Annotated in this window: 20 protein-coding genes; 11 read left to right on the top strand and 9 right to left on the bottom strand. The window is 70.2% G+C overall.

Going from position 1 to position 24,276, the window contains the following annotated elements; all coding sequences use genetic code 11:
• Positions 1-82: 82 nt before the first annotated feature.
• The 4 genes from QY917_RS05565 to QY917_RS05550 all read right to left on the bottom strand — a co-directional run bounded on the left by QY917_RS05565 (position 83) and on the right by QY917_RS05550 (position 7,290).
• The gene (locus QY917_RS05565; RefSeq protein WP_123676715.1) at positions 83-3,967 is read right to left on the bottom strand and encodes an EAL domain-containing protein; all 3,885 of its coding nucleotides are present in this window, start codon (positions 3,965-3,967) and stop codon (positions 83-85) included.
• Between the two features lie 225 nt (positions 3,968-4,192).
• Complete coding sequence (locus QY917_RS05560; protein ID WP_123676714.1) at positions 4,193-5,131, bottom strand: DMT family transporter; 939 nt, start codon at positions 5,129-5,131, stop codon at positions 4,193-4,195.
• A complete protein-coding gene (locus QY917_RS05555) occupies positions 5,128-5,676 on the bottom strand; it encodes a methylated-DNA--[protein]-cysteine S-methyltransferase (RefSeq protein ID WP_123676713.1) in 549 nt (182 codons plus the stop codon). Before QY917_RS05555 ends, QY917_RS05560 begins: the two co-directional genes overlap by 4 nt.
• A 60-nt stretch (positions 5,677-5,736) precedes the next feature.
• Positions 5,737-7,290, bottom strand: coding sequence for a DNA-3-methyladenine glycosylase 2 family protein (locus QY917_RS05550; RefSeq protein WP_123676712.1), 1,554 nt, complete (start codon positions 7,288-7,290; stop codon positions 5,737-5,739).
• Between the two features lie 196 nt (positions 7,291-7,486).
• On the opposite strand from QY917_RS05550, the gene QY917_RS05545 reads away from it, so the two are divergent.
• From QY917_RS05545 to QY917_RS05525, 5 genes are all read left to right on the top strand, one after another.
• The gene (locus tag QY917_RS05545) at positions 7,487-8,875 is read left to right on the top strand and encodes a phosphomannomutase/phosphoglucomutase (protein ID WP_123676711.1); all 1,389 of its coding nucleotides are present in this window, start codon (positions 7,487-7,489) and stop codon (positions 8,873-8,875) included.
• A gap of 20 nt (positions 8,876-8,895) precedes the next feature.
• Entirely contained in the window at positions 8,896-10,257 is a 1,362-nt protein-coding gene (locus QY917_RS05540) for a 3-deoxy-D-manno-octulosonic acid transferase (RefSeq protein WP_123676710.1), read from the top strand.
• A 125-nt stretch (positions 10,258-10,382) separates the two neighbouring features.
• Complete coding sequence (locus QY917_RS05535; RefSeq protein WP_015913357.1) at positions 10,383-13,088, top strand: bifunctional acetate--CoA ligase family protein/GNAT family N-acetyltransferase; 2,706 nt, start codon at positions 10,383-10,385, stop codon at positions 13,086-13,088.
• Between the two features lie 5 nt (positions 13,089-13,093).
• A complete protein-coding gene (locus QY917_RS05530) occupies positions 13,094-13,447 on the top strand; it encodes a DUF3147 family protein (RefSeq protein WP_011805267.1) in 354 nt (117 codons plus the stop codon).
• A 44-nt stretch (positions 13,448-13,491) separates the two neighbouring features.
• A complete protein-coding gene (locus QY917_RS05525) occupies positions 13,492-14,073 on the top strand; it encodes a dihydrofolate reductase family protein (protein WP_123676709.1) in 582 nt (193 codons plus the stop codon).
• An 83-nt stretch (positions 14,074-14,156) separates the two neighbouring features.
• Here the strand turns inward: QY917_RS05525 and QY917_RS05520 are convergent, their stop codons facing one another.
• From QY917_RS05520 to QY917_RS05505, 4 genes are all read right to left on the bottom strand, one after another.
• Entirely contained in the window at positions 14,157-15,500 is a 1,344-nt protein-coding gene (locus tag QY917_RS05520) for a TolC family outer membrane protein (protein WP_123676708.1), read from the bottom strand.
• Between the two features lie 70 nt (positions 15,501-15,570).
• On the bottom strand, positions 15,571-15,909 hold the full coding sequence (locus QY917_RS05515) for a rhodanese-like domain-containing protein (protein WP_123676707.1): 339 nt from the start codon (positions 15,907-15,909) through the stop codon (positions 15,571-15,573).
• 31 nt (positions 15,910-15,940) lie between these two features.
• Entirely contained in the window at positions 15,941-16,651 is a 711-nt protein-coding gene (locus QY917_RS05510; RefSeq protein WP_088886760.1) for a protein-L-isoaspartate O-methyltransferase, read from the bottom strand.
• A 47-nt stretch (positions 16,652-16,698) separates the two neighbouring features.
• Positions 16,699-17,361 carry a TetR/AcrR family transcriptional regulator gene (locus QY917_RS05505; RefSeq protein ID WP_123676706.1) on the bottom strand — a complete coding sequence of 221 codons (663 nt, stop codon included), beginning with the start codon at positions 17,359-17,361 and terminating at the stop codon, positions 16,699-16,701.
• A 129-nt stretch (positions 17,362-17,490) separates the two neighbouring features.
• On the opposite strand from QY917_RS05505, the gene msrA reads away from it, so the two are divergent.
• From msrA to chrA, 6 genes are all read left to right on the top strand, one after another.
• Positions 17,491-18,036 carry a peptide-methionine (S)-S-oxide reductase MsrA gene (gene msrA, locus QY917_RS05500; RefSeq protein ID WP_011805273.1) on the top strand — a complete coding sequence of 182 codons (546 nt, stop codon included), beginning with the start codon at positions 17,491-17,493 and terminating at the stop codon, positions 18,034-18,036.
• Positions 18,037-18,190: 154 nt separating this feature from the next.
• Positions 18,191-18,430, top strand: a complete 240-nt coding sequence (locus QY917_RS05495) for a hypothetical protein (RefSeq protein WP_015913363.1) — start codon at positions 18,191-18,193, stop codon at positions 18,428-18,430.
• Positions 18,431-18,455: 25 nt separating this feature from the next.
• Complete coding sequence (locus QY917_RS05490; RefSeq protein WP_123676705.1) at positions 18,456-18,860, top strand: hypothetical protein; 405 nt, start codon at positions 18,456-18,458, stop codon at positions 18,858-18,860.
• Positions 18,861-19,036: 176 nt separating this feature from the next.
• Positions 19,037-21,118: a TonB-dependent receptor gene (locus QY917_RS05485; RefSeq protein ID WP_123676704.1), complete on the top strand. Its 2,082-nt coding sequence runs from the start codon at positions 19,037-19,039 to the stop codon at positions 21,116-21,118.
• 413 nt (positions 21,119-21,531) lie between these two features.
• Positions 21,532-22,404: a hypothetical protein gene (locus QY917_RS05480; protein ID WP_123676703.1), complete on the top strand. Its 873-nt coding sequence runs from the start codon at positions 21,532-21,534 to the stop codon at positions 22,402-22,404.
• A gap of 137 nt (positions 22,405-22,541) precedes the next feature.
• A complete protein-coding gene (gene chrA / locus QY917_RS05475; protein ID WP_123676702.1) occupies positions 22,542-23,765 on the top strand; it encodes a chromate efflux transporter in 1,224 nt (407 codons plus the stop codon).
• Between the two features lie 64 nt (positions 23,766-23,829).
• Here the strand turns inward: chrA and QY917_RS05470 are convergent, their stop codons facing one another.
• Positions 23,830-24,276: an Lrp/AsnC family transcriptional regulator gene (locus QY917_RS05470; protein ID WP_123676761.1), complete on the bottom strand. Its 447-nt coding sequence runs from the start codon at positions 24,274-24,276 to the stop codon at positions 23,830-23,832.

Below are 24,276 nucleotides of genomic sequence, written 5' to 3'. Positions count from 1 at the left end.
GGAATTTGCTCTCGATTTGATAGCTTCTAGCGCTTGATGGACGGGCGCTGGAAGCTTTTTTATTGCTTGATTCGATACGCCATCAAGCGGCTATCGCCGCCGCCGGTGGTACGGGCGCGGCGGCCTGGCTTGTGGCGCGCCATGGTGCGGGGGCCTGCCAGGCCTTCGCCCAGTCCATGAACTGCTCCACGGGCATGGGCATGGCGATGCAGTAGCCCTGCGCATGGTGGCAGCCCATCTGCAGCAGCGCCAGGCCTTGCTCCACCGTTTCCACCCCTTCGGCCACGATGCCGCAGCCAAAGGAATGCGCCAGGCCGATCACGCCCTGCACGATGGCCCGGTCGCCCGCATCGCCCAGCATGCCGGCGACAAAGCTGCGGTCCAGCTTGAGGTGGTCCATGGGCAGGCGGCGCAGGTACGCCAGCGACGAGTAGCCCGTGCCGAAGTCGTCGAACGAGATCTGCATGCCCAGCGCGCGCAGTCTGGTCAGCTCCCGCGCCACGTGGTCGATGTCGTAGAGCGCGGCGCTTTCGGTGAGCTCGATGGCCAGCAGCCGCGCCGTCACCGCGGGGTGCTGCGCCAGGCGCAACGCCATCCAGTCCGCAAAGCCCCGGCGGTGCAGGTGCTCGGGCGTGATGTTGATGCTGACGGGCAGTTCCAGACCCTGTGCCATCAGGCGGGCGATCTGCTGCAGCGCGGTGTCCACCACCCATTCGCCAAAACGCATCTGCAGCTCGGTGTGCCCTTCGATGAGGTGCAGGAAATGCACGGGCGACAGCAGGCCGCGCTCGGGGTGCTGCCAGCGGGCCAGGGCCTCGGCCCCCACCACGGTGCCCAGCCGCATGTCCACTTTGGGCTGCAGGAACAGTGTCAGTTCGCCACGCTGCAGCGCGCGCAGCAGTTCGCCGCACTGCTCGCGCCGCAGTTGCCGGGCGCGCTCCTCGGCAGCGTCAAAGCCATGGAAGCGGTTGCGCCCCGCCTGCTTGGCCGCATACATGGCCTGGTCGGCATGGCGCAACAGGGTGTCGGCGTCGGCCTCATCGTCGGGGTAGAGGGTGTAGCCGATGCTGGCGGTGACCAGCACGCGCTCGCCGTCCAGCGTGTACGGGGCCGCGACGCTTTCCATCACCGTGTGCAGGCGCCGCTCGCATTCCTCGGCATGGGCCAAGCCCGACAGCAGGATCACGAACTCGTCTCCGCCCAGCCGCGCCACCGAGTCGGTCAGGCGCAGGGCGCGCTTGAGCCGCTCGGCCACCACCACCAGCAGCCGGTCGCCCGCCGCGTGGCCCAGGCGGTCGTTGACGGGCTTGAAGCCGTCCAGGTCCAGGTAGGCCACGCCCAATTGCTGGCCGCGCGCACGGCTGTGCTCCATGCCTGCGCGCAGCCGCCGCTCCAGCATCACCCGGTTGGGCAGGCCGGTGAGTGCGTCGTAATGGGCCATGCGCTCCAGTTGCCGCTCCTGCGCGCGCTGGCTGCTCACGTCGATGGACATGCCCACCATGCGCGCGGGCTGCCCGGCGGCGTCGTACGCCACCACCTTGCCCACGCTGCGGATCCAGCGGCCGTCGCCCTGGGGGGCAAGCACCTCGCAGGTCACGTCGAACGGCTTGTGCGGCTCCTGCAGGTGGCGCTGCAGTTCCTGGGTGACCACGTCGATGTCTTCCGGCGTGATACCCGACGCCCAGTGCACGGCGGCGCTGGCCCCGAGCTCCACGGGCGCCAGCCCGTACATGGCGCGCCAGCGCGCGTCGCCCGTGACTTCGCCGCTGTGCAGGTTCCAGTCCCACAGGCCAAGCGCCGCCGCCGCGATGGTGAGCGACAGCAGTTCCTCGCGTTCGCGTACGCGCTGTTCGGTCTGCTTGCGCTCGGTGATGTCGTGCAGGCCGAACAGCCAGCAGGCCTCGCCGTTCACTTCGATGGGGCTCATGGACTGCAGCACGGTGCGCTTGTCGCCGCCGCGCGTGGTCAGTTCCAGCTCGTAGCCCACAAGCTGCCCTTCGGCCGTCGCCGCCTCCAGCAGCGCCGCGCGGGTGGGGGCGGAGTAGATGCCCAGTTCCACCACCGTGCGCCCCACGGCTTCCTGGCGGGTGTAGCCCAGGGCCTGCTCCCACGCCGGATTCACGTCGAGGTAGGTGCCGTCCTCGCGGCGCGAGAACCCCAGCGGGTAGGGCAGCAGCTGGAAGATGCGCGCCAGCCGTTCTTCGGAAGAACGCAGCCGCTGCGCCGCGCGGCGCGGCTCGTCGATGTCCTGCAGGATGCCGCGCACGCGCACCACGCGGTCGCCCTCGATGATGGGCTCCCCGCGCACGCGCACCCAGACCAGGCGCCCATCGGCGCGCACGATCTCGATTTCCTGGCTCCACACAGTGCGCTTGCGCAGGCAGTCGCGCAGGGCTGCGTGCATGGCTTCCCGCCAGGCGGGTGCGACGAACTGCTGCACGTAGTCGCGCGGCAGCGGCGTGCCTGGGTCCAGCCCGTGGATGTCGAAGCACACGTCGGACCAATAGGTGATGCCCTTGCCCGGCTCTTCCTCCCACACGCCCAGCCGCGCCATCCAGCCCGCCTGGCGCAGCAGGCGGTTGGCGGCGAGCAATTCATCGCGCACACGGCGCTCCTGCGTCATGTCGTGGAACACGAAGACCAGGCAGTCCTCGCCCTCAATGCGCGACACCCGTCCCGACATGAGGCCCGGCACTTCGGCGCCGTCGCGCAGCGCCGTCATCGGCAGGCCGCGGACCTCGCCCTGATTGCGCAGCGCTTCGGTGAGGCGGGCGCGCTCCTGCGTGTCGCCCCACACGCCCAGTTCCATGGACGAACGCCCCAAAATCTGGTCGCGCGGCTTGCCCAGCAACCGCTCGAACGCAGGGTTCACGTCCAGGTAGCACCCGTCGGACAGGCGGGTGATGCCCGCGGCGTCGGGCAGTGTCTGGTAGACGGTGGTGTATTTGGCTTCGGACACGCGCAGCGCGTCGCGCATCTCGTGGTGCTCGGTGATGTCCAGGTCAATGCCGGCCATGCGCAGGACCCGGCCGGCGGAGTCGCGCTCCACCGCGTGCCCGCGCGAGACCACCCAGCGCCAGTGGCCCTCGTCATCGCGCATGCGCGACTCTGCATGGAAGCTCTCTTCCAGTCCGTCCTGCACGCGCTGCAGGTACGCGCCCAGGCGCTCGCGGTCGTCGGGGTGGCGCCGGGCGTTCCAGCGTTGCCATGACTCGCGCACATCGAAGGCGCGCAGCGGTGTGAAGTCCTCGTCGTCGGGGCTGTTGGCCAGGCCGAAAGCCCGGTAAAAGCGCCCGTGGTAGGTAAAGCGGCTGTTGCGCAGATCCCATTCCCAGCGCCCGCCGCCCGAGGCCTTGAGCACGCGCAGCAGCTCGTCCTCGTGCTGTCCCAGCGTCTGCAGCGACCGGGCCCGCGCGCGCAGCAGCTCGACGGCGCCGCACAGCGCCACCACGCCGAAGGCGTAGCGCCAGGGGATGCCCTGCCACGGGGCCGATCCCCCCTGCGCGGCGAGGGCGCTGGCCGTCTCGGTCCAGGGCAGCAGCGCGGGCGGCACCAGCACGGTGAGCGCGACCACCAGCGATATCGCCGTCAAGCGTGTCGAGCGCCCCAGCAGCCACGCCAGGCAGCCCATCAGCCAACAGGCCGCGGACAGGCTGATCATGGCGCCCCAGTGGGCCGGCGCGTCCAGCCAGCCGCTGGCCAGCGCAGCCACTGCGGCCACGCCACCGCACAACGGCCCGAACAGGAACGCGGCGGAAACGATGATGGGCGGGTGGATGTACGCCACCCCGGGCGCGTCTAGCGGCATGCCCTGCAGGGCCACCAGCGTCGACGCAGCCCCGGCCACCAGGCCCAGCGCGATGCGCACGCCGCGCGAGGGTTGCAGCAGGACGGATTGCGGCAGCGCGGTCGCCCCGGCGATCAGCAGCAGGTGCACGATGCCAGAGAGGAACACCTCAGTGGGCATATCCCTCCTGTGCATCCGCGCGCTGGTCGCCCCTGCGGTCCCCGCCGTCCTGGCGCAATGGCGCAGCGCCCGCGGGCCGCGGCCCGGGGATGCGTGCAACGGCAGGGAATACGGCGAGGGCGCAAGGCGACATGTTTCAGAGTGTATTGCGCCCGGCGGTCCATGTGCGTGCCGCGCGTCGCGCAGCGGACCCGCAGGCGTCGGGTGAAACCCTGCCGCGGCGCGTCAGGGCGCCTTTGTACCCGGCCGCACCGCGCCGCCCACCAACCCCGTGGAGAGCGCCGTGCCGCACGCAATGACCACGCCGCAGCCCAGCATCCACGGCGTCACCGCTTCGCCCAGAAACACCGCGCCGTAGAACACTGCGAACACGGGCGCCAGGAAAGTCACGGCCAGCGCCCGGCTGGGGCCGGCATTGGCAATCAGGCGAAAGTAGAGGATGTACGCAATGCCCGTGCACAGCACGGCAATGGCGGCGATGGCCGCCCAGGCGCGCAGGCTCGGCGTCTGCGCGGGCCAGGCCCACCACATGGGCAGGGCCAGCCCGAGCGCCGCGCCCACCTGGCTGCCCGTGGCCGTGGCCAGTGGCGGAATGCCCACCAGGTAGCGCCGTGCGTAACTGGCGGCCACCGCATAGCAGGTGGACGCCAGCAGGCACGCCGCGATGGCCCAGCCCGCCTGACTGCCGCTGGCGCCCACGCCAGCCGGTGCGCGCCAGGCCAGCAGCGCCACGCCGACGAAGCCCAGCGCCAGCCCCGCCCAGCGCAGCCGGCTGATGCGGTCGCCCAGCCACAGCCAGGCCACCAGCGCGCCGAACAGCGGCACCGTGGCATTGAGAATCGATGTCAGCCCGGTGGCTATGTGCATCACAGCCCAGGCGAACAGCGCGAACGGAATCGCCGAGTTGATGAGCCCGGCGAACAGCACGGGCCGCCAGTGGCGCCGCAGCGCGGGCCATTCGCCCCGGTGCAGCAGGAAGGGCCAGAGGAACAGGGCCGCCATCAGCACGCGCAGCCCGGCCATGGGCAGCGGGCCGAACTCGGCCGCGCCCAGGCGCATGAAGAGGAACGACGCCCCCCACAGGCTGGACAGCAGCACGAACTCGCCCACCCAGGCGGGCGCGGGGGGGGAGAGGGCTTCAGCGCTGGTGTGTGGTGCTGTCATGCGAAATTCAATAGAGGGGTGAAGGGAATGGCGCGGGCTTGCGGGCCCGACTCCAGCGCCAGCAGTGCCTTCTTGCGCGGCAGCCCACCCGCGTAGCCGGTGAGGGCGCCCGCACTGCCGACGGCGCGGTGGCAGGGCACGACGACGCTGAGGGGGTTGCGCCCCACGGCAGCGCCCACGGCACGCACCGCGGTAGGCCGGCCGATCTGGCGTGCCAGCGCGCCATAGCTGGTGGTGGCGCCGTGCGGAATGGCCAGCAACGCCTGCCACACGGCCTGCTGGAAGGGTGTGCCGCCCGACAGGTCCAGCGGCAGATCGAACCGCGTGCGTTCGCCCCGCAGAAACTGCTGCAGTTGCTGGGCCGCCCCGCGCAGCACGGGATGCGCATCGTCTGTGGGCCACGCGGGCGCGGCATCCAGTTGCGCGGGCTGGTGGCGCTGGCCGTCGAACCAGAGCCCGACCAGGCCTTTCGCGCTGGCGGCCAGGCGCACGTCGCCCAGGGCCGTTGCGATGCGGCTTTGCACGGTGTCGCGGGGGTATTGCATGGTGAATCCTTCATTAAACGCGAAATTTGCCTTTTGCGCAGGCGCACCCAGCGCCGGCAGCTATTGGTCTGATAGCGCCAGAGCCAAACCACTCCACGCGCGCAGCACGCCATAGCTGCGCCAGGGGCGCCAGGCGCGCGCTGCTTCGGTGGCGGCGCGCGCGGGTTGCGGCTGGCCCTGCACGCCCAGCGCCTTGTGCAGCGCCACGTCCCCGGCCGGAAAGGCGTCGGGCCAGCGCAGGGCGCGCATGGCGATGTACTGCGCCGTCCAGTCGCCAATACCGGGCAGCGCACGCAGCGCGTCCAGCGTGGCGGGTACGTCGGCGCTGGCATCCAGCAGCAGCGTTCCCGCGTCCACGGCCTGCGCAAGCGCCACGATGGCGGCCTGCCGCTGGCGCACGATGCCCAGGCTGCCCAGTGCGTCCCCTTCTGCCCCGGCCAGAGCGGCCGGTGTGGGAAACAGCCGATGCAGGTCCGGCCATGGCGTGGCGATGGGCTCGCCAAAGCGTTCCACCAGCCGCTGCGCCAGCGTGCGCGCGGCGGCCACCGTGATCTGCTGGCCCAGCACGGCGCGCACCGCCAGCTCGAAGCCGTCGAACGCGCCCGGCACACGCAGACCGTCGCCCTCCGGGAAGGAGGGGTGCAGCACCGCGTTGATGGCCTGCGGGTCCGCGTCCAGGTCGAACAATGCGCGCACCCGCGCGATAAGCTGCGGCAGCACGGGCTGCAGGCCGTCGCTGACGCGCAGCCACAGCTGGGGGCGCCCGTCATCGAAGCCGGCTTCCAGCCAGCCGGTGAAAACGGTGCCCGCGCTTGCCAGCCGCACCGTTCTGCGCAGAACCTGCGCCCCCGGCCCGGTGCGGATGCTCTCCATGCCATGGATCTGCCGCGCCGCCAGAAAGCCCATCAGCGCGGCCGTGTCGTAGGGCGGGCGCAGGCCCAGACGCACTGCACGGGCGCCTGCCTGCACCCCATCGGGTGCGGCGCCTTGCCGGCGCAACTGGGTGGGATTGAGTCCGTAGTGGGTATTGAAAGCCGCGTTGAAGCGGCGCACGCTGGCAAACCCGCTGGCCAGCGCCACCTGGGTGACGGGCAGATCGGTATCGGTCAGCAACTGCTTGGCCGCCAGCAGACGGCGCGTCTGCAGGTACTGCAACGGCGAGATGCCCAGCGCGGCCTCGAAGATGCGGCGCAGGTGCCGGTCGCTCACGCCCAGGCGCGCAGCCAGCTGCGCGACCACGGCGCCACTTTCGCACGCGCCCCAGGACTGCGGCGCATCCAGCATCCGCAGCGCCTGGCGCACGAGGATGCCCGATGCGTCCTGCACCGACCAGGCCAGCGCCTGCGGCGCCAGCTCGGGCCGGCAGCGCAGGCAGGGGCGAAAGCCGGCACTCTCGGCCTGCGCCGCCAGCGTAAAAAAACGGCAGTTTTCGCGCCGGGGCGTGCGTACGGCACAGACGGGACGGCAGTAGACTCCGGTGGAGGTCACGCCGGTGAAGAACCGTCCGTCAAAACGCGCATCCCGGGCCCGCAGGGCCAGGTAGCGGGCCTCGTCGTCGTCCGCCGCAGAGGCGGTGCTGGCGGGTGGAGCAGGGGAATGAAGAACGTCGGGCATGGGGCCATGATAGGCACGCGCAGCCGTTCTACTGGCCGTTTTCGGACATGCGCCTGGCCTGCCTCAGGGGGGTCCCCGGCTGACAGGGGCGCGCCCGGTCCGGGCCTACAATTCCCGCCTTCCTGCCGGCCTTCCTGCCGGCCTTGCCTGGACGGCGGACCTCCCGGTCCCGCCCCTTATCTCCAAGGAATCCCCTGTGCAGCTTTCTCCCGCGATCTTCAAGGCCTACGACATCCGCGGCATCGTGCCCAGCACGCTCAACGACGACGTGGCCCGTGCCCTCGGCCGGGCCTTTGGCACCGCCGCACTCGCGCAGGGCGAGCGTACGGTGGCCGTGGGACGCGACGGGCGCCTGTCGGGCCCGGCACTCTCGGCCGCGCTGATCCAGGGCCTGGTGGACGCGGGCATTGAGGTCATCGACATCGGCATGAGCACCACGCCCCTGCTGTACTTCGCGGCCAGCACGCTGTGCGCCAGCGGCATCCAGGTCACGGGCAGCCACAACCCCAAGGACTACAACGGCTTCAAGATGGTGCTGGCCGGTCGCGCGATCTACGGCGAGGAAATCCAGCAGTTACGCCGCACCATGGAGCAGCAGAGCTGGCAGTTGCGCGAAGGGGGCCACGTGCGCCATGAGGACGTGCTGCCCGCCTACGTGCAACGCATCGTGGGCGACGTGAAGCTCGCGCGGCCCATGAAGATCGTGGTGGACAGCGGCAACGGCATCGCCGGCGCGTCGGCGCCCGGCATCTTCCGTGCATTGGGCTGTGAGGTGATCGAGCTGTTTTCGGAGGTGGACGGCAACTTCCCCAACCACCACCCCGACCCCAGCAAGCCCGACAACCTGCGCGACGTGATCGAGGCCTTGAAGAGCAGCGACGCCGAACTGGGCCTGGCCTTCGACGGCGACGGCGACCGCCTGGGCATCGTGACCAAGGACGGCCAGAACATCTTCCCCGACCGGCAGATGATGCTGTTCGCCCAGGATGTGCTCTCGCGCGTGCCGGGCGCACCCATCCTGTTCGACGTGAAGTGCACGCAGCGGCTGGCGCCCGCCATCGAGGCCGCGGGCGGCCAGCCGCAGATGTACAAGACCGGCCATTCGCTCATCAAGGCACGCATGAAAGAGCTGGACGCGCCCCTGGGCGGCGAGATGAGCGGCCACATCTTCTTCAAGGAACGCTGGTTCGGTTTTGACGACGGCACGTATGCAGGCTGCCGCCTGCTGGAAATCCTGAGCCGCCATGCCGACCCCAGCGCCGTGCTGAACGCCCTGCCCACAAGCCATTCCACGCCCGAACTCAACGTGCATTGCGAGGAGGGCGAGCCCCATCGCCTGACGGCCGAGTTGCAGGCGCTGGCGGCCGACGCGTTTGCGGCGCCGGCCCGCATCAGCACCATCGACGGCCTGCGCGTGGACTGGCCCGATGGCTTTGGCCTGATCCGCGCCAGCAACACCACGCCGGTGCTGGTGCTGCGCTTCGAGGGCCACACCGACGCCGCGCTGCAGCGCATCGAAGCCGCCATGCTGGCGCTGCTGGAACGCGTGAAGCCCGGCGCCCAGGTGGGCGGCGCCGCGCACTGATCGCGGGCAGCGCGGGCGGCATGCACCAGCTCATACTGTGGCTCTACAGCCTGGCCGTGTGGCTGGCCACGCCGCTGCTGATGCGCAAGCTGCGCCGCCGTGCGCTCACCGAGCCCGGCTACGCCGTGGCCGTGCCCGAGCGCTTCGGCCACTACCCGCCGCCCATGGACAGCCTGTCGCCGTCATCGGAGACCGAGGCCGACGAGCAGTTCATCTGGATCCACGCCGTCTCCCTGGGGGAGACACGCGCGGCGGCCATCCTGCTGAAGGAACTGCGCCCGCTGCTGCCCGGCATGCGCCTGCTGCTCACCCACGGCACGGCCACGGGCCGGGCCGAGGGCGAAAAGCTGCTGCTGCCCGGCGACGTGCAGGTGTGGCAGCCCTGGGACACGCCCGGGGCCGTGCGGCGCTTTCTGCGGCAGTTCCGCCCGTCCATCGGCATCCTCATGGAGACGGAGATCTGGCCCAACCTCGTCGCGGCCTGCCGCAGGCGGCGCATCCCGCTGGTGCTGGCCAACGCGCGGCTCAACGAAAAGTCGCGCGCCGGCGCGCGCCGGCTGGGCTGGCTGTCGCGCCCGGCCTACGCCGGCCTGTCGGCCGTGTGGGCGCAGACCGAGGACGACGCCGCCCGGCTGCGCGACGTGGGCGCGCATGTGGCAGGAGTCTTCGGCAACCTGAAGTTCGACGTGGTGCCGTCACCCGCCCTGCAGGCGCAGGGCCGCGCGTGGCGCGCCGCCAGCGCCCGACCGGTGGTGCTGCTTGCCAGCAGCCGCGAGGGCGAAGAGGCCATGTGGCTGGAGGTTTTGAAGCAAAAAACGCCTCTAGCGCCCGCCATTCAAGCGCCAGCAGCTATTGATTCAGGAGTAAATCAATCCGTGCAGTGGTTGGTGGTCCCGCGCCACCCCCAGCGTTTTGACGAGGTGCAGCGCCTGTGCGAGGCCGCCGGCCTGCGCGTGTCGCGGCGCAGCCAGTGGACCGCGCAGCCGGACAGCGCCGATGTGTGGCTGGGCGACTCGCTGGGCGAGATGGCGCTGTATTACGGCCTGGCCCACGTGGCGCTGCTGGGAGGCAGCTTTGCGCCGCTGGGCGGGCAGAATCTCATCGAGGCCGCGGCAGGCGGCTGCCCTGTGGTCATGGGCCCGCACACGTTCAACTTTGCCGAGGCCGCGCGCCTGGCCATCGACGCCGGCGCCGCGCTGCGCGTGGCCGACATGGCCGAGGGCGTGGCCGCCGCGACCGCCCTGGCGCAGGACCCGCAGCGGCGGATGGCGCTGTCCGAGCGCTGCGTGGCATTCACCGAGGAGCACCGCGGCGCGGCCCTGGACACGGCCCTGGCCGTCCTGCAGCGCCTGCGCGAGGCCGTGGACGACCGTCCCGACTGAGCGGTCCGCCCGCGTTTCCTGCGATCACGACTGCGACCACGACTGCGAGGGCGCTGACACAGCGCAAGCCGCCGGCGTTGCCTGTCTCGCCAAGCAATGCCGGGATGGCAGAGAATCGCTCCATCATGATGGACAAGCACTACCTCACGCCCCTGTTCACGCCCAGCTCCATCGTCGTGCTGGCCGGCAACGCCGATGCGCCCGATACGCACACGCCCCAGGCCAAGGTGCTGCGCGAGGCGCTGGCCGCCCAGCGCTTCACGGGCACGCTCACCTACCTGGACATCCATACCAGCGGCACGCTGGCCGACCTGGCGCAGACGCGTGCGGACCTGGCCATCATCGCCCAGCCGCCGCAGGACCTGCCCGCCGCGCTGGAGGTAGCGGGGCGCATCAACTGCCGCTCGGCACTGGTGCTGTCCAACGGCGTGGATGCGCAACTGGCCGAGCAGCTGCGCAAGATCGCGCGTCGCGAGGGCATCCACCTGCTGGGGCCCAATTCGCTGGGCATGCAGCGGCCGTCGCTGCAATTGAATGCCAGCGCCGCGGGGCCGCTGGCGCGCGAGGGGTCGCTGGCGCTGGTGTGTCAGTCGGGCGCGCTCACCTCGTCCATCCTGGACTGGGCCAGCAACAACGCGGTGGGCTTTTCCAGCGTGATTTCGCTGGGCCCGCACACCGACGTGGGGCTGAGCGAGGCGCTGGACTTCCTGGCCAACGATGCGCGCACGCAGAGCATCGTGGTCTACATGGAAGGCATCCAGAATGCGCGCCGATTCATGAGCGCCCTGCGATCGGCGGCCTATGCCAAGCCCGTGGTGGTGCTCAAGGCGGGGCGCAAGCCTGCAGGCAACGAGGCGGCGCAGACGCACAGCGCCGCCATCGTGGGCAGCGACGATGTGTTCGACGCCGCGCTGCGCCGCGCGGGCGCCGTGCGCGTGCGCTCGTTCGTGGAGCTGTTCTCGGCGGCCAAGTGCCTGGCCTCGCGCTACCGGCCCGTAGGCAAGCGCCTGGCCATCATCACCAACGGCGGCGGCCCCGGCGTGCTGGCGGCCGACTGGGAGAACGAGATCGGCCTGGACCTGGGCCGCTTTTCGCCCGAGACCTGCGCTGCGTTGGCACCCAAGCTGCCGCCGCTGGCCTCGCTGGCCGACCTGATCGATCTGTCGGAAGAAGCGGGGCCGGAGCACTATCGCCTGGCGCTGGAGGCGGCGTTCCGTGACAAGCAGATCGATGGCCTGCTGGCCATCTTCTCGCCCAAGGCGGGCGCCGACGCCGAAGCCGTGGCCACCGTGCTGGCCGATGCCAAGCGCCTGGCCTCCAAGCCCTTGCTGTCGTGCTGGATGGGCGACGCCTCGGTGGTGCCGGCGCGCCGCATCCTGCGGGCCGCGCAGATTCCCACCTTCCGAACGCCCGAAGCCGCGGTGGGCGCCTTCGGCAACATCGCCTCGTTCTACCAGAACCAGCAGCTTTTGCAGCAGACACCGCCGCCGCTCACGACGCTGTCCAAGCCCGACATCGAGGGCGCGCGCCTGGTGATCGAGAGCGTGCTGGCCGAGCGGCGCAACGTGCTGACCGAGATGGAGTCCAAGACGCTGCTGGCGGCCTTCCACATCCCGGTGACCAAGACGCTGCTGGCGCGCAGCAGCCACGAGGCGATGATGATCGCCACGCAGCTCGGCTTCCCCGTGGCGCTCAAGATCGATTCGCCCGATATCGCGCACAAGTCCGACGTGGGCGGCGTGGCGCTGAATGTGCACAACGGATCGGCCGCGCGCGATGCCTACACCGACATGGTGCAGCGTGTGGCGCGGGTACAGCCCGGTGCGCGCATCAACGGCGTAACGGTGCAGAAGATGGCACGCGGGCGCCGCGGGCGCGAGACCTGCATCGGCCTGGTCAGCGACGAGCCCTTCGGCCCGGTGATCACCTTTGGCGCCGGCGGCACGATGATCGAGCTCATCAACGATCGCGCGATGGAGTTGCCGCCGCTCAACCAATTCCTGGCGCGGCGGCTCATCGACCGCTCGCGCGTGGCCGAGACGCTGGGCGAATGGCGCGGCGCCACCGCCGTGGACCTGGAAGGGCTGGAGCAGGTGTTGCTGCGCGTGTCCGAGATGGTCTGCGCGCTGCCCCAGCTGCGCGAGATGGACATCAACCCCCTGATCGTGGACGAGCAGGGCGCCGTGGCCGTGGACGCGCGCATCGTCATCCATGAAACCGCCCAGGGCGGCTCGCGCGGCGAGGTAGCCGGCTACGGGCACTACGGCCACCTCTCCATCCTGCCGTACCCGGCGCGCTATGAGGCGGTGTGGCCGCTGCGCGGCGGGGGTGAGTATCTGGTGCGACCGATCCGCCCGGACGATGCGCAGATGGTGCAGCGCCTGGTCAAGGAACTATCGCCCGAGAGCCGCTACTTCCGCTTCGTGTCGCAGTTGGCCGAACTGCCGCCTTCGATGCTGGCGCGCTTCACCCTCATCGACTACGACCGCGAAATGGCCCTGGTGGCCGTGCACCGCGAGCGCGTGGTGGACGAGGAGGGCGAGGTGAGCCACAAGGAGCGCATCGTGGGCGTGTCGCGCTACGTGACCAACCCCGACCAGACGAGCTGCGAGTTCGCGTTGCTGGTGGCCGACGACTTCGCCGGCAAAGGGTTGGGCTCGCGCCTGATGCTCAGCATCATGGACGTGGCGCGCGATCGCGGCCTGGCCGAGATCCAGGGCCTGGTGCTGGCCAACAACCCGACCATGCTCAAGCTGATGCGGCGCCTGGGCTTTGAGGTGCGCACCTTCGAGGACGACCCAGAATTCCGCCTGGTGGTGCACCAACTATAAAAACGATGGGCTGGCTCGTCACCAAATACCTGATCACCGCGGCGGTGGTGGTCGCCGTGTCCGAAGCAGCCAAGCGCAGCGACAAGCTGGGCGCATTGCTGGCGGCGCTGCCGCTGGTGACGTTCCTCGCGCTGGTCTGGCTGTACGTGGAAAAGCAGCCGCAGGAAAAAATCGCCAACCACGCCTGGTACACGTTCTGGTACGTGGTCCCCACGCTGCCCATGTTTTTGGCCTTCCCCTGGCTGCTGCCGCGCATCGGGTTCGGCCTGACCCTACTGGCCAGCGCAGCCATCACCGTGGTCTGCTTCGGCCTGTTCGCGCTCGCCGTGCGGCCGCTGGGCGTCGAGTTGCTGCCCTGACCCTGCAGAGCTTTGCGGGACGGCCCACGCGCTATAAACCGTCCATGAAGACCCAGTATTTCACCGCCACCAGCCTGGACGGCTTCCTCGCCACGGAAGACGACTCGCTGGATTGGCTTTTCACCCTGGGCAGCCTGGAGGAATCCAGCTATCCCGCCTTCATCGCGCAGGTGGGTGCCCTGGCCATGGGGTCATCCACCTACGAATGGATGCTGCGCAACGCGGACGCCGTGCGCGCCGAAACGGGCTCCGCCTGGCCCTACACGCAGCCTGCCTGGGTGTTCTCCTCGCGCCGCCTGCCGGGCATCGACGGGGCGGACATCCGCTTCGTGCAGGGCGACGTGCGGCCGGTGCACGCGGCCATGCGCTTGGCCGCGGGGACGAAGAACCTCTGGGTGGTTGGCGGCGGGGACCTTGCCGGCCAGTTCTACGACGCTGGCTTGCTGGACGAGCTGATCCTGCAGGTGGGCTCGATCACGCTGGGACGGGGCAAGCCGCTGTTTCCGCGCCGGCTGCCCGGCACCGCGTTGCGCCTGCTTGACGCACAGCCCCTGGGGACGGGCATGGTGGAGCTGCGTTATGCCGTGAACCGGACGGGTGACGCGGCGGACCTTGACCGCGAATGATGGTCTTTTAGGCCTCTAGCGCTTATCCACCAAGCGCAAGCAGCTATTTTTTATATAGCACTAGCGGTGGGTATCGCAGGGTGTCAGCGACTCAGCAGGCTGTCCACCGCCACCACGTCGTCCATGGACAAGGTGCCGGCGGCCTGCTTGAGTCGCAGCGTGCCCATGAGCACGTTGTAGCGCGCCACGGCCAGGTCGCGCTTGGTCTGGTAGAGCTGGCTCTGGGCGTTGAGCACGTCGATGTTGATGCGCACGCCCACCTCGTAGCCCAGCTGGTTGGCTTCCAGCGCGCTCTGGGTGGACGCCTCGGCCGCCTGCAGCGCCCGCACCTGGCTCTGGCCCGACTGCACGCCGAAGAACGCGGCGCGCGTGGCCTGGGCCACGTTGCGGCGCGCATGGTCCAAGTCGGCGCGCGCCTTGTCTTCCAGCGACAGGGTTTCCTTCACCCGGTTTTGCACCGCGAAGCCCGCGAACAGCGGCAGGTTGAGCGCCACACCCACGCTGGCGACGTTGGCGCGGGAGTGCACGCCCGGCATGGTGACGGTGCCGTTGGGCGTGCGCTGCACGCTGTAGCCCGCCTGCAGGTCCACCGTGGGCAGGTGGCCGGTCTCGGCCTTGGCGGTTTCCAGACGCGCCACGTCCAGCGCGATGGCCGCCTGGCGCACCTGGGGCTGCTGATCTTCCGCGACGTGCACCCAGCTGTTCACATCGGCCGGCTGCACCGCGGGCAGCTGCACCGGCTGGGCCAGGGGCAGCGGGGTCAGGCCCGGGCGGCCCACGGTCTGCTCCAGTGCCAGGCGCTTGACGTGCAGGTCGTTCTCGGCCGCGATCTCCTGGGCCGACACCAGGTCGTGCCGCGCCTGGGCCTCGCGCTCGTCGGTCACCGTGGCGGTGCCGACCTCGAAATTGCGCTTGGCCGCGGCCAGTTGCTCAGCCACGGCGGCCTTTTGGGCCTGCACGAAGGTCAGGGTGTCCTGGGCGGCCAGCACATCGAAATACGCCTGGCTCACGCGCACCAGCAGGTCCTGCTCGGCCCCGTCACGCTGCGCGCGGGCAATGTCGATCCCGCGCTGCCCCTGCTCGAAGCCGATGCGGTTGGCCGGCCGGTACAGCGGCTGCGAGGCCACCACGCCCACGGTCTGGGTAGGGGCGTGCAGGTCCAGCGGGGGCAGGGGGCCACGGGTCAGGTCGGTGCGGGCGTAGGTCACGCCCCCGTTCAGCGCGGCGCTGGGCAGCAGTCCTGCGCGCGCCTGCTCGGCGCGGCTGTCGGCGGCCTGCAACTGTGCCTGCGCGGCCTGCCACGGGGCGTCATAGCTGCGCGCCCACTCCACCAGCGTGGACAGGCTCTGCGCCTGCGCGGGCAGGGCGCCCAGCGCACAGGCGCCCACGGCCAGGGAAACGGAGAGCAACCGTTGCAGTGATGTCATGGCGTTCTTCAGGAAGGTCTGCGGTGATCAATGGGAAGGCTGCAGCACGCCGGGCGACGTCCGTGGTGGCTCAATACCGGGGCACCGCCGGGTCGCGCTCATGCGACCAGGCCTCGATGCCGCCCGTGATATTGGCCACCTGGTCGAAGCCCCGGTGCGCCAGGAAGCCCGCCACCCGCAGGCTGCGCATGCCGTGGTGGCACAAGCAGGCCACAGGGCGGGCGGGGTCCAGTTCATCCAGCCGTGCGGCCAGCTCCCCCATGGGGATGGCGACGAGCTCAAACCCCCGGGGCGTCACGCTGGCGGTCTGCAGCTCCCACGGCTCACGCACGTCCAGTACCAGCGGGCGGCTGCCGGCGTTAGCGGTCAGCCAGTCGGCCAGTTGGGCAGGGCGCACGTGGTCGATCATGCAAAGGTTCCTGAAGGACGCTGAAGGGGTGTCAGAACTTGAAGCGGGTCGGCTCCGGGAAGTGGCGCAGGCGCGGCACCACCACATCCCAGGGTTGAGTGGTCTCGTACCGGTCACCTTGGCGGCGCACGAACGTGGCGCGCATCATCGGCGTGTGGCCCACGAAGGCGCCCAGGCGGCCGCCGTCGCGCAGCAGGCCCAGCAGGCGCTGGGGAATCTCGGCCACCGAGCCGCTGAGCACGATCACATCGAACGGACCATCGGGGATGGGGTCCAGCGCGCCGTCGGACTGGCGCACCTCGGCGTTGTCCACGCCGGCACTGCGCAGGTTCTCGCGGGCGAACTCGGCCAGCTCAGGGACGATCTCCAGCGACACCACGCGCTCGGCGCGCGCGGCCAGCAGCGCGGCCATGTAGCCCGAGCCCGCGCCGATCTCCAGCACGCGGTCGGTGGATTGCACCTGCAGATCCTGCAGCATGCGCGCATCCACGCGCGGCGCCAGCATCACCTGCCCCAGGCGCTCGGCTTCTTCCACCGAGGGGTTCAGCGGGATCTGCGTGTCGATGAAGGCGGCACCCTGGTAGGCCGGAGGCACGAACTCTTCGCGGCGCACGGTGGCCAGCAACTCCAGCACCGCCTCGTCCAGCACGTTCCACGGGCGGATCTGCTGCTCGACCATGTTGTAGCGGGCCTGCTCGGTAGGATCGCAAATGTCAGCGGACGTGTTCAGGGGCATGTTCATGGGGTACTCCGGAGGCGGGTCACTGTGGTTCAGACAAACCCCTGATTCTAGGTCGGCCGCACGCACAGCCCCTGCAAGACGTTCTCGGCCTGCAGGCGGATGTACTCCTGCGCGGAGAACGTGTCAGGGTTCGGGATGCACAGCGACAGCGATGGCTGCGAGAACATCAGGAACATCAAGGGCGCCAGCACCAGGTAGACGGCATGGTCCAGATCCAGCGGGCGGAACTCGCCACGGTCCATGCCGCGCTGCAGGATGCGGCGGATCAGGCGGTGGCCGGGTTCCACGACCTCCCGGCGGTAGAACTCAGCGATCTCCGGGAAGTTGTTGGCCTCGCTCAGCATGAGCTTGCCCAGGCCCGAGGCCTTGGTGGAGCCCACGCGCTCCCACCACGTCTGAAAGCAGTACTGCACCAGTTCGCTGCTCGTGCCCTCGAAGGTTTCCATCTCCAGGTCCCATTCAGGGAAGCGGCCCGCAATGTTCTTGCGCACCACGGCCTTGAAAAGGTCTTCCTTGCTGGGGAAGTAGAGGAACAGCGTGCCCTTGGACACGCCCGCGCGCGCGGCGACCTCGTCCACCCGGGTGGCGGCAAACCCTTTTTCCACGAACAGGTCCAGGGCAGCGTCCAGCAATTCACCGGGCCGGGCTTCCTTGCGGCGGCCACGGCGCGGCGGTTCGGGCGATTCGGGGACTGGGGGGAGGGCGGCCATAAATTACTGACTGACTGGTTAGTAATATAGCAACCCGCCTTGCCCCCGTCAACGCAAGGGCAGACGCGGGACGGCGCCTTCGCTTCATTTCTATGATGAGGCTTTCATTCCCTTCATGAGGCGCAACCCATGTCCGATCTGCAGTCCATCACCCTCGGCGGCGGGTGCTTCTGGTGCACCGAAGCCGTGTTCGACCGCGTGCGCGGCGTGACCGACGTGCAAAGCGGCTATGCCAATGGCGACGTAGCCGAGCCCACCTACGAGCAGGTGTGCAGCGGCACGACCGGCCACGCCGAGGTGGTGCGCGTGACCTTCGACCCTGCGCAGATCGGCGTGCGCGAGATCTTGGAGATATTCTTCGCCACGCACGACCCCACCACCCTCAACCGCCAGGGCAACGATGTGGGCACGCAGTACCGCAGCGCCATCTACTTCACCGACCCCGCACACCAGGACGTGGCCGAAGAGCTGCTGCGCCAGATGGGGCAGGACAAGCTCTTCGGCGCGCCCGTGGTGACCGAGGTGGCACCCCTGGTGAACTACTGGCCCGCGGAGGACTACCACCAAGACTACTACCGCAACCACCCCAACCAGGGCTATTGCGCCTTCGTCGTGGGGCCGAAGGTGGAGAAGTTCCGCAAGACCTTCGCACGGCACCTCAAACCCGGCGCCTGACCGCTGCGCGGCCCAGGTCGCCGCCAGCGGGTCCACCGCCTTCCCAAAGCGGCGCATCCGCGCAGCCTTTTTGTGAATCCCCGCGGGTTCCTGCGCTATCCTCCCGGGCCCGCGCCGCAACAGCGGCGCGGTGTTACTTTGGAGGAAGCAACCCATGAAACCCTGGCTCGCCACCCTGCTGCTGGGCTGCGCCGCCGTCGCGCACGCGCAGGAGCACACCGCGCAGCAGACCAAGGTCGACATCGAGCGCCACCGCGCCATGGCCGCGGCGCACGAGGCCGCTGCCAAGTGCCTGGAATCCGGCAAGGGCGAAGAAACCTGCCGCAAGGAATTGCAGGCCGCCTGCAAGAACCTGGCGATCGGCAAGTACTGCGGCATGAAGCACGCCCACTGACGACTGCACCTTTCGCCCAGCCCGCATGTCCCTGACACCCGCGCTCATGCTGCAACTGCGCCGCCGCCTGGCCCTGGCCTGGCTGCTGCTGGCGCTGGTGCTCGCGCCCGCACTCGGGCGCATGCACCAGGTGTTGCACCTGCCCGCGGGGCAGGGGCTGGCGCATGCCTTGCACGGCGACGGGCATGCACGGGATGCGGCAAGCGCCGGGCAACAGGCCCTGGACACCCTGCATGCGCTGTTTGCCGGGCACGGCGCCGCGGACTGCCAGGTGCTGGACGAGCAGACGCTGGTGGGCGCCGCGCTGGGCCAGGCCCCGGCACTGGCACAGGCACAGCCGCAGCTGCCCCCTGCCAGAACCCCGGCACCCGTGCCGCGCGCGGGCCGGGCGGCGCCTTTCCATGCCCGCGCTCCGCCCCTGAGCGCCTGAGGCTCCCCGCCTCGCGCCGCCGCCTTTGCGTGTCGGCGTCGCAAAAACTCCTCTTTTTATAGCTGCTCGCGCTTGATACATAAGCGTTAGAGGCAGTTTTGAATCAATTTTCAAGCGCGGCCGCGTGCGGCCCAAGCGCTCGCGCGCGCCTGCCGCCTTTTGACGGAAATCGTTGTATGAACTCCTTCACCCCTTTCGCTCGCATGCCGGGCGCAATGCACCCGCTGGCCTGGGCCTCGCTGCTGTGCCTGACCAGCGCAGCACCCGCGTGGGCGCAGGCGGATGCCCGCCTGCCCGAGGTCACCGTGTCCTCCAGCGGTTTGCAGCTGGGCGTGTCCGAAATGACACAACCCGTGTCTGTGCTGGAGGGCGACGCCCTCGTGCGCCAGCGCGAGGCCACGCTGGGCGAGACCCTGGACGGTGAGCCGGGCATCACCGGCAGCCATTTCGGCGCGGGCGCCAGCCGCCCCGTGATCCGCGGCATGGACGGTCCGCGCGTGCGCGTGCTCTCTGACGGGTCCGAACTGCACGACGCCTCCACCGTCAGCCCGGACCACGCCGTGGCGGCCGAGCCGCTGCTGGCCACGCAGGTCGAAGTGTTGCGCGGGCCGTCGGCACTGGTCTACGGCGGCGGTGCCGTGGGCGGCGTGGTCAACGTGCTGGACGGCAAGGTGCCCACGGCCGTGCCTGACAAGGGCTACGAAGGCAGCGCCGAGCTGCGCGCCGGCAGCGCAGCGCGCGAAAAGGCCGGCGCTGTCGCGCTGACCGGTGGCGCGGGCAACCTGGCCGTGCACGTGGAGGCCGCCGGTCGGGACGCCGACGACTACCGCGTGGGCAGCGGCTGGACCGAGGGGCGCCGCGTGCCCGGCAGCTTCAACCGCACGGGTACCGGCAGCGTGGGCCTGTCCTGGGTTGGCAGCCGCGGCTACCTGGGCCTGGCCTTCACACGCCAGAACGCCAAATACGGCCTGCCGGGCCACAGCCACAGTTTCGAAGGCTGCCACACCCATGGCAACCACCTGCACTGCGGCAGCCATGACGAGCACGACCACGAGGACGACGGGCATGACCACGACCACGGTCACGAAGCCGTTCCTGTGGTGGACCTGCGCAGCGAGCGCGTGGACATCCGCGGTGAGCTGCGCGACCCGTTCACCGGCTTCTCCGCGCTGCGCCTGCGCGCGGGCGTGACCGACTACGTACACGACGAGGTGGAGGAGGGCACCGTCGCCACCACCTTCAAGAACAAGGCCCACGACCTGCGCGTGGAGCTGCAGCACGCGCCCGTGGCTGGCTGGCGCGGCGTGCTGGGCCTGCAGACCGGGCAGCGCAAGTTCAGCGCCGCGGGAGAAGAGGCCTACGTGCAACCCACCCTCACGCGCCAATGGGGCGTGTTTCTGCTGGAGGAATACCGCCTGGGCGACTGGCATGGCGACTGGCGCATCGAGACCGCGCTGCGCCACGACCGCCAAAGCGCCGAAGCGCAGGACAGCGGTGTAGAGCGGCGCCACCACGGCACCTCCGCATCGCTGGGCGCGGTGTGGCGCTTTGCGCCTGGCTACGCAGCGGGTGCGAGCATCACCCGCGCCCACCGTGCGCCCACCGCCGAGGAGCTGTACGCACGCGGCCTGCACATGGCCACGTCCACCTACGAGCGTGGCGACGCCAGTCTGCGTGCGGAAACCTCGCGCAACATTGACCTGAGCCTGCGCAAGACCAGCGGGGACACCACGTTTGACGTGAGCGTGTTCCATAACCGCATCCGCAACTACATCTACGGCCGCACGCTCGACGAACTGGACGGCCTGCAGCTGCTGCAGTACAGCCAGGCGGGCGCCACCTTTACCGGCATGGAGGGCCGGGTGCGCCAGCGCATCACGCAGCGCCTGGGGGTCACCCTGTTCGGCGACAGCGTGCGTGCCCGCCTGGACGGTGGCGAACGGCTGCCGCGCATCGCCCCCGCACGCGTGGGCCTGCGCCTGGATGCCAACTGGCGCGACTGGGACGGCGCAGTGGAATGGGTGCAGGTGGCGCGGCAAAACCGCGTGGCCGCGTTCGAGACCGCCACGCCTGGCTACGGCATGCTGAACCTGGGCCTGGCCTACAACGGCCGCACGGGCAGTGGCACGCCGTGGCAGGTGTACCTGAAGGCGCGCAACCTCACGGACCGCCTGGCCTACGCCCACACCTCGTTCATCAAGGACGCGGCCCCGCTGGCAGGGCGCAACGTGACGGTGGGCGTGCGCGTGTCGTTCTGACACCGCCATCCCCGGCCCGCGGCGGACGCGCATGCACATCCGCCGCGCAGCACGCACGGCGGCGCACCAAAGACCGCGCGCCGCCGTGCGACAAGGTTGTCCCGCGGGCTGCGCACTGCTAGCATGCGCGCCCATGTTCCCGACCACACCCGTCCGCCGCACCCTTGCGCGCAACCGCGTGGGCGTCGTGGCGCGTGTGCTCTGGCCATACCAGCCGGTCGCACATTCCTCCGCCCGGCGATAAAGCACCCTTCCTCTTTCCAACGCGCAGAACCACCATCGCCGGGCACCCGCCCTGCGCAACGGCGGACGACGCCTTCCCACGCCCGCTCACGCGGGCCCTTCGTCCGCCGGGTCACCCCGGGCCCCCGCAGCAGCACCGCACGGGCGCCTTGCAAGGATTGGAGCGTCGCATGGAATTCACCAAGCAGTTTCTCCGGGCCAAGAGCCCCTGCGCCAACGGCTTTCGCTGGTTCGTGCGCCATGTCGAGGACGGTGTGGGCTACCAGCAGGCGCTGGACCAGCTGGTGGCCGCCGGCCGCGTGGACGACGCGCTGTGGCTGCTCGGCCAGTTCGGCCCCTCGAACGCAGTGCTGCACCTGGACAGCCTGGAGGCCGAGGCCTTCGTGTTCGCGGGCACCGTGCAAGTGCGCGGCGGCATCGAGGTGGACGGCGTGATCCACGTCGGCCGCTCCCTCCATGCGGGGGGCGGCATCCGCGCCGGCGGCGCCATCGTGGCGGGCGAGGACATCCGCGCCGGCGCGCACATCCACAGCGATGGACGGCTGCACTGCGGCGGCCACCTGCGCACCGACTGGGGCGTGCAGGTGCAGGAATCGCTGCACTGCGGCGGCGACCTGCGCGCTGCGTGGGACGTGGTCTGCCACGGCGCGCTCAGCGTGGGCGCCAGCGCCTTCGTGGGGCAGGACCTGCTGGTGCACGGCGGCATCGACTGCGGCAAAAGCCTGCGCGTGGGCGGGCATGTGAGCGGCGAAGGCAGCCTGCGCGCAGGGCAGGGCATCGTGGTCGGCGGAGCCATCAGCGGCCTGACGCACCTGGAGGCCGGCTGGGGCATCAAGGCGGGCGAGTGCATCCACACGCAGGGCGCCATCAAGGCCGGCGAGAGCCTGAGCGCGGGTGAGGACATCCGTGCGGGCGAAGGCTACGGCATTTTCGCGGGCCTGAACGTGCAGGAGCCCGCCTGGGAGGTGTGTGCCCAGGTCTGGGCGCAGCAGCCGCCGGCCGGCCTGCGCAGCGGGGTGTGGATGGGGCCCTGCGCTATCTGATGCCCCACAGCGGCTGCGGCTGCAAAAATCAGGAGGTCTGCTTGCGCGCGCACGCGTCGCGCTCCGCTGCTGGCACGCGGCGCCAGTCATCCGCGCGCCACGCGCAATAGCGATACTCGGGGTTTCTCGCCCGCTGCATGCCACCCATTTCTCCTTTCGCCGCCACCCGCCACCACGCCAGCGCCTCGCGGGTGTTCCTCATCTTCTTGCGCCTGGGCCTGACGTCGTTCGGCGGGCCGGTGGCCCATCTGGGCTACTTCCGCGAGGAATTCGTCGCGCGCCGCGGTTGGCTGACGGAAGACGCCTATGCCGACCTGGTGGCGCTGTGCCAGTTCCTGCCCGGCCCCGCCAGCAGCCAGGTGGGCCTGGCGCTGGGCCTGCGCCAAGCGGGGTGGGGCGGCGCACTGGCGGCCTGGCTGGGTTTCACGCTGCCATCCGCGCTGGTGATGGCGCTGCTGGGCCTGGGCTTGGTGGCGGGGCAGGGCCTCATGCCCGCGGGCGTGCTGCACGGCCTGAAGGTGGCGGCCGTGGCCGTGGTGGCGCAAGCCGTCTGGGGCATGGCGCGCAGCCTGTGCCGCGGGCCCGCACGGCTGCTGCTGATGGCGCTGGCCTGTGCGCTTGCGCTGCTGTGGCCGGGCGTGGTGGGGCAGGTGGGCGCCATGCTGGTGGCGGCGCTGGCCGGCTTGGCCCTGTGGGGGCGCGCGAGCGCCATGCCGGCTCCACCATCGCAGAGCGGGCTGGCGGCCGGGCTGCGACCGCGTACCGGAGCGCTGCTGCTGGCCGCATTTGCGGCGCTGCTGGTGTTGCTGCCGCTGGCTGCGCGCGCCCGGCCTCAAGGATGGCTGGTGCTGGCCGATGCGTTCTACCGCGCCGGCGCCCTGGTGTTCGGCGGCGGCCACGTCGTGCTGCCGCTGTTGCAGGCCGAGGTGGTGGCCACCGGCTGGGTGGCGGCCGACGATTTCCTGGCAGGCTATGGATTGGCGCAGGCGGTGCCGGGGCCGCTGTTCACCTTTGCGGCCTTTCTGGGCGCGGCGGCAGGCCACGGCGCGGGCGGCTGGCTGGGCGCGGCCGTATGCCTGGTGGCGATCTTCGTGCCAGCATTCCTGCTGGTGGCGGGCGCGCTACCGTTCTGGGATCGGCTGCGGCACAACGCACGTGCCCGGGCGGCCTTGGCGGGCGTGAATGCCGCCGTGGTGGGCCTGCTGCTGGCGGCGCTCTACCACCCGGTGTGGACCAGCGCCATCCATGCGCCAGCCGACCTGGCGTTGGCACTGGCGGCCTTTGCCGCGCTGGTATGGGCGCGCGTGCCGCCGTGGCTGGTGGTGCCGTTGTGCGGCGCAGCAGGTTGGCTGCTGGGCTGATGACAGAAGGAAAACGGCCTCAGCGCTTATCCATCAAGCGCTAGCAGCTCTCATTAATAGAGCATCAACCGCCCACGCTGCGACGGTCGATCTTGCGGCTGAGCACGATGCTGGTCTGCGTGTTCTGCACGCCGTCCAGCTGGCCGATGCGGTCCAGCAGGCCGTCGAGCTGCTCGTGGCTGGTGCAGCGCAGGAACACCAGGTAGTCGAACGGCCCGCTCACCGCCGAAACCTCTTCCACCTGGGGCAGGGCCTGCAACGTTTGCAGCACCGCCGGCCCGGCCTTGGGCAACACGCGCAGTGCGCACCAGGCCCGCACGGCGCTGCCTGCCAGCCGCTGGCCCAGGCGCACGCCGTAGCCAGCAACCACCCCTTCACGCTCCAGCCGCGCAATGCGCGCCACCACCGTGGTGCGTGCCAGGCCCAGGCGGCGCGCCAGCTCGGCCGTGCACTCGCGCGCGTTGGCCTGCAGCAGGCTGAGCAGTTGTTGGTCCAGTGCGTCCAGTTCCAC

The organism is Diaphorobacter sp. C33 (assembly GCF_030503915.1).
Classification (GTDB): Bacteria; Pseudomonadota; Gammaproteobacteria; order Burkholderiales; family Burkholderiaceae_C; genus Diaphorobacter; species Diaphorobacter nitroreducens.
The sequence above is the reverse complement of the archived record's forward strand: the minus strand, read 5'-3'. Positions and strand labels throughout refer to the sequence as shown.

Excerpts from the sequence above, each read along its gene's own strand:
- QY917_RS05485 (WP_123676704.1), top strand. The coding sequence starts at position 19,037 with ATGAACTCCTTCACCCCTTTCGCTCGCATGCCGGGCGCAATGCACCCG.
- QY917_RS05525 (WP_123676709.1), top strand. The coding sequence starts at position 13,492 with ATGAAGACCCAGTATTTCACCGCCACCAGCCTGGACGGCTTCCTCGCC.
- QY917_RS05490 (WP_123676705.1), top strand. The coding sequence starts at position 18,456 with ATGTCCCTGACACCCGCGCTCATGCTGCAACTGCGCCGCCGCCTGGCC.
- QY917_RS05510 (WP_088886760.1), bottom strand. The coding sequence starts at position 16,651 with ATGAACATGCCCCTGAACACGTCCGCTGACATTTGCGATCCTACCGAG.
- msrA (WP_011805273.1), top strand. The coding sequence starts at position 17,491 with ATGTCCGATCTGCAGTCCATCACCCTCGGCGGCGGGTGCTTCTGGTGC.
- QY917_RS05565 (WP_123676715.1), bottom strand. The coding sequence starts at position 3,967 with ATGCCCACTGAGGTGTTCCTCTCTGGCATCGTGCACCTGCTGCTGATC.
- chrA (WP_123676702.1), top strand. The coding sequence starts at position 22,542 with ATGCCACCCATTTCTCCTTTCGCCGCCACCCGCCACCACGCCAGCGCC.
- QY917_RS05495 (WP_015913363.1), top strand. The coding sequence starts at position 18,191 with ATGAAACCCTGGCTCGCCACCCTGCTGCTGGGCTGCGCCGCCGTCGCG.
- QY917_RS05535 (WP_015913357.1), top strand. The coding sequence starts at position 10,383 with ATGATGGACAAGCACTACCTCACGCCCCTGTTCACGCCCAGCTCCATC.
- QY917_RS05530 (WP_011805267.1), top strand. The coding sequence starts at position 13,094 with ATGGGCTGGCTCGTCACCAAATACCTGATCACCGCGGCGGTGGTGGTC.
- QY917_RS05560 (WP_123676714.1), bottom strand. The coding sequence starts at position 5,131 with ATGACAGCACCACACACCAGCGCTGAAGCCCTCTCCCCCCCCGCGCCC.
- QY917_RS05515 (WP_123676707.1), bottom strand. The coding sequence starts at position 15,909 with ATGATCGACCACGTGCGCCCTGCCCAACTGGCCGACTGGCTGACCGCT.
- QY917_RS05550 (WP_123676712.1), bottom strand. The coding sequence starts at position 7,290 with ATGCCCGACGTTCTTCATTCCCCTGCTCCACCCGCCAGCACCGCCTCT.
- QY917_RS05520 (WP_123676708.1), bottom strand. The coding sequence starts at position 15,500 with ATGACATCACTGCAACGGTTGCTCTCCGTTTCCCTGGCCGTGGGCGCC.
- QY917_RS05480 (WP_123676703.1), top strand. The coding sequence starts at position 21,532 with ATGGAATTCACCAAGCAGTTTCTCCGGGCCAAGAGCCCCTGCGCCAAC.
- QY917_RS05505 (WP_123676706.1), bottom strand. The coding sequence starts at position 17,361 with ATGGCCGCCCTCCCCCCAGTCCCCGAATCGCCCGAACCGCCGCGCCGT.
- QY917_RS05540 (WP_123676710.1), top strand. The coding sequence starts at position 8,896 with ATGCACCAGCTCATACTGTGGCTCTACAGCCTGGCCGTGTGGCTGGCC.
- QY917_RS05555 (WP_123676713.1), bottom strand. The coding sequence starts at position 5,676 with ATGCAATACCCCCGCGACACCGTGCAAAGCCGCATCGCAACGGCCCTG.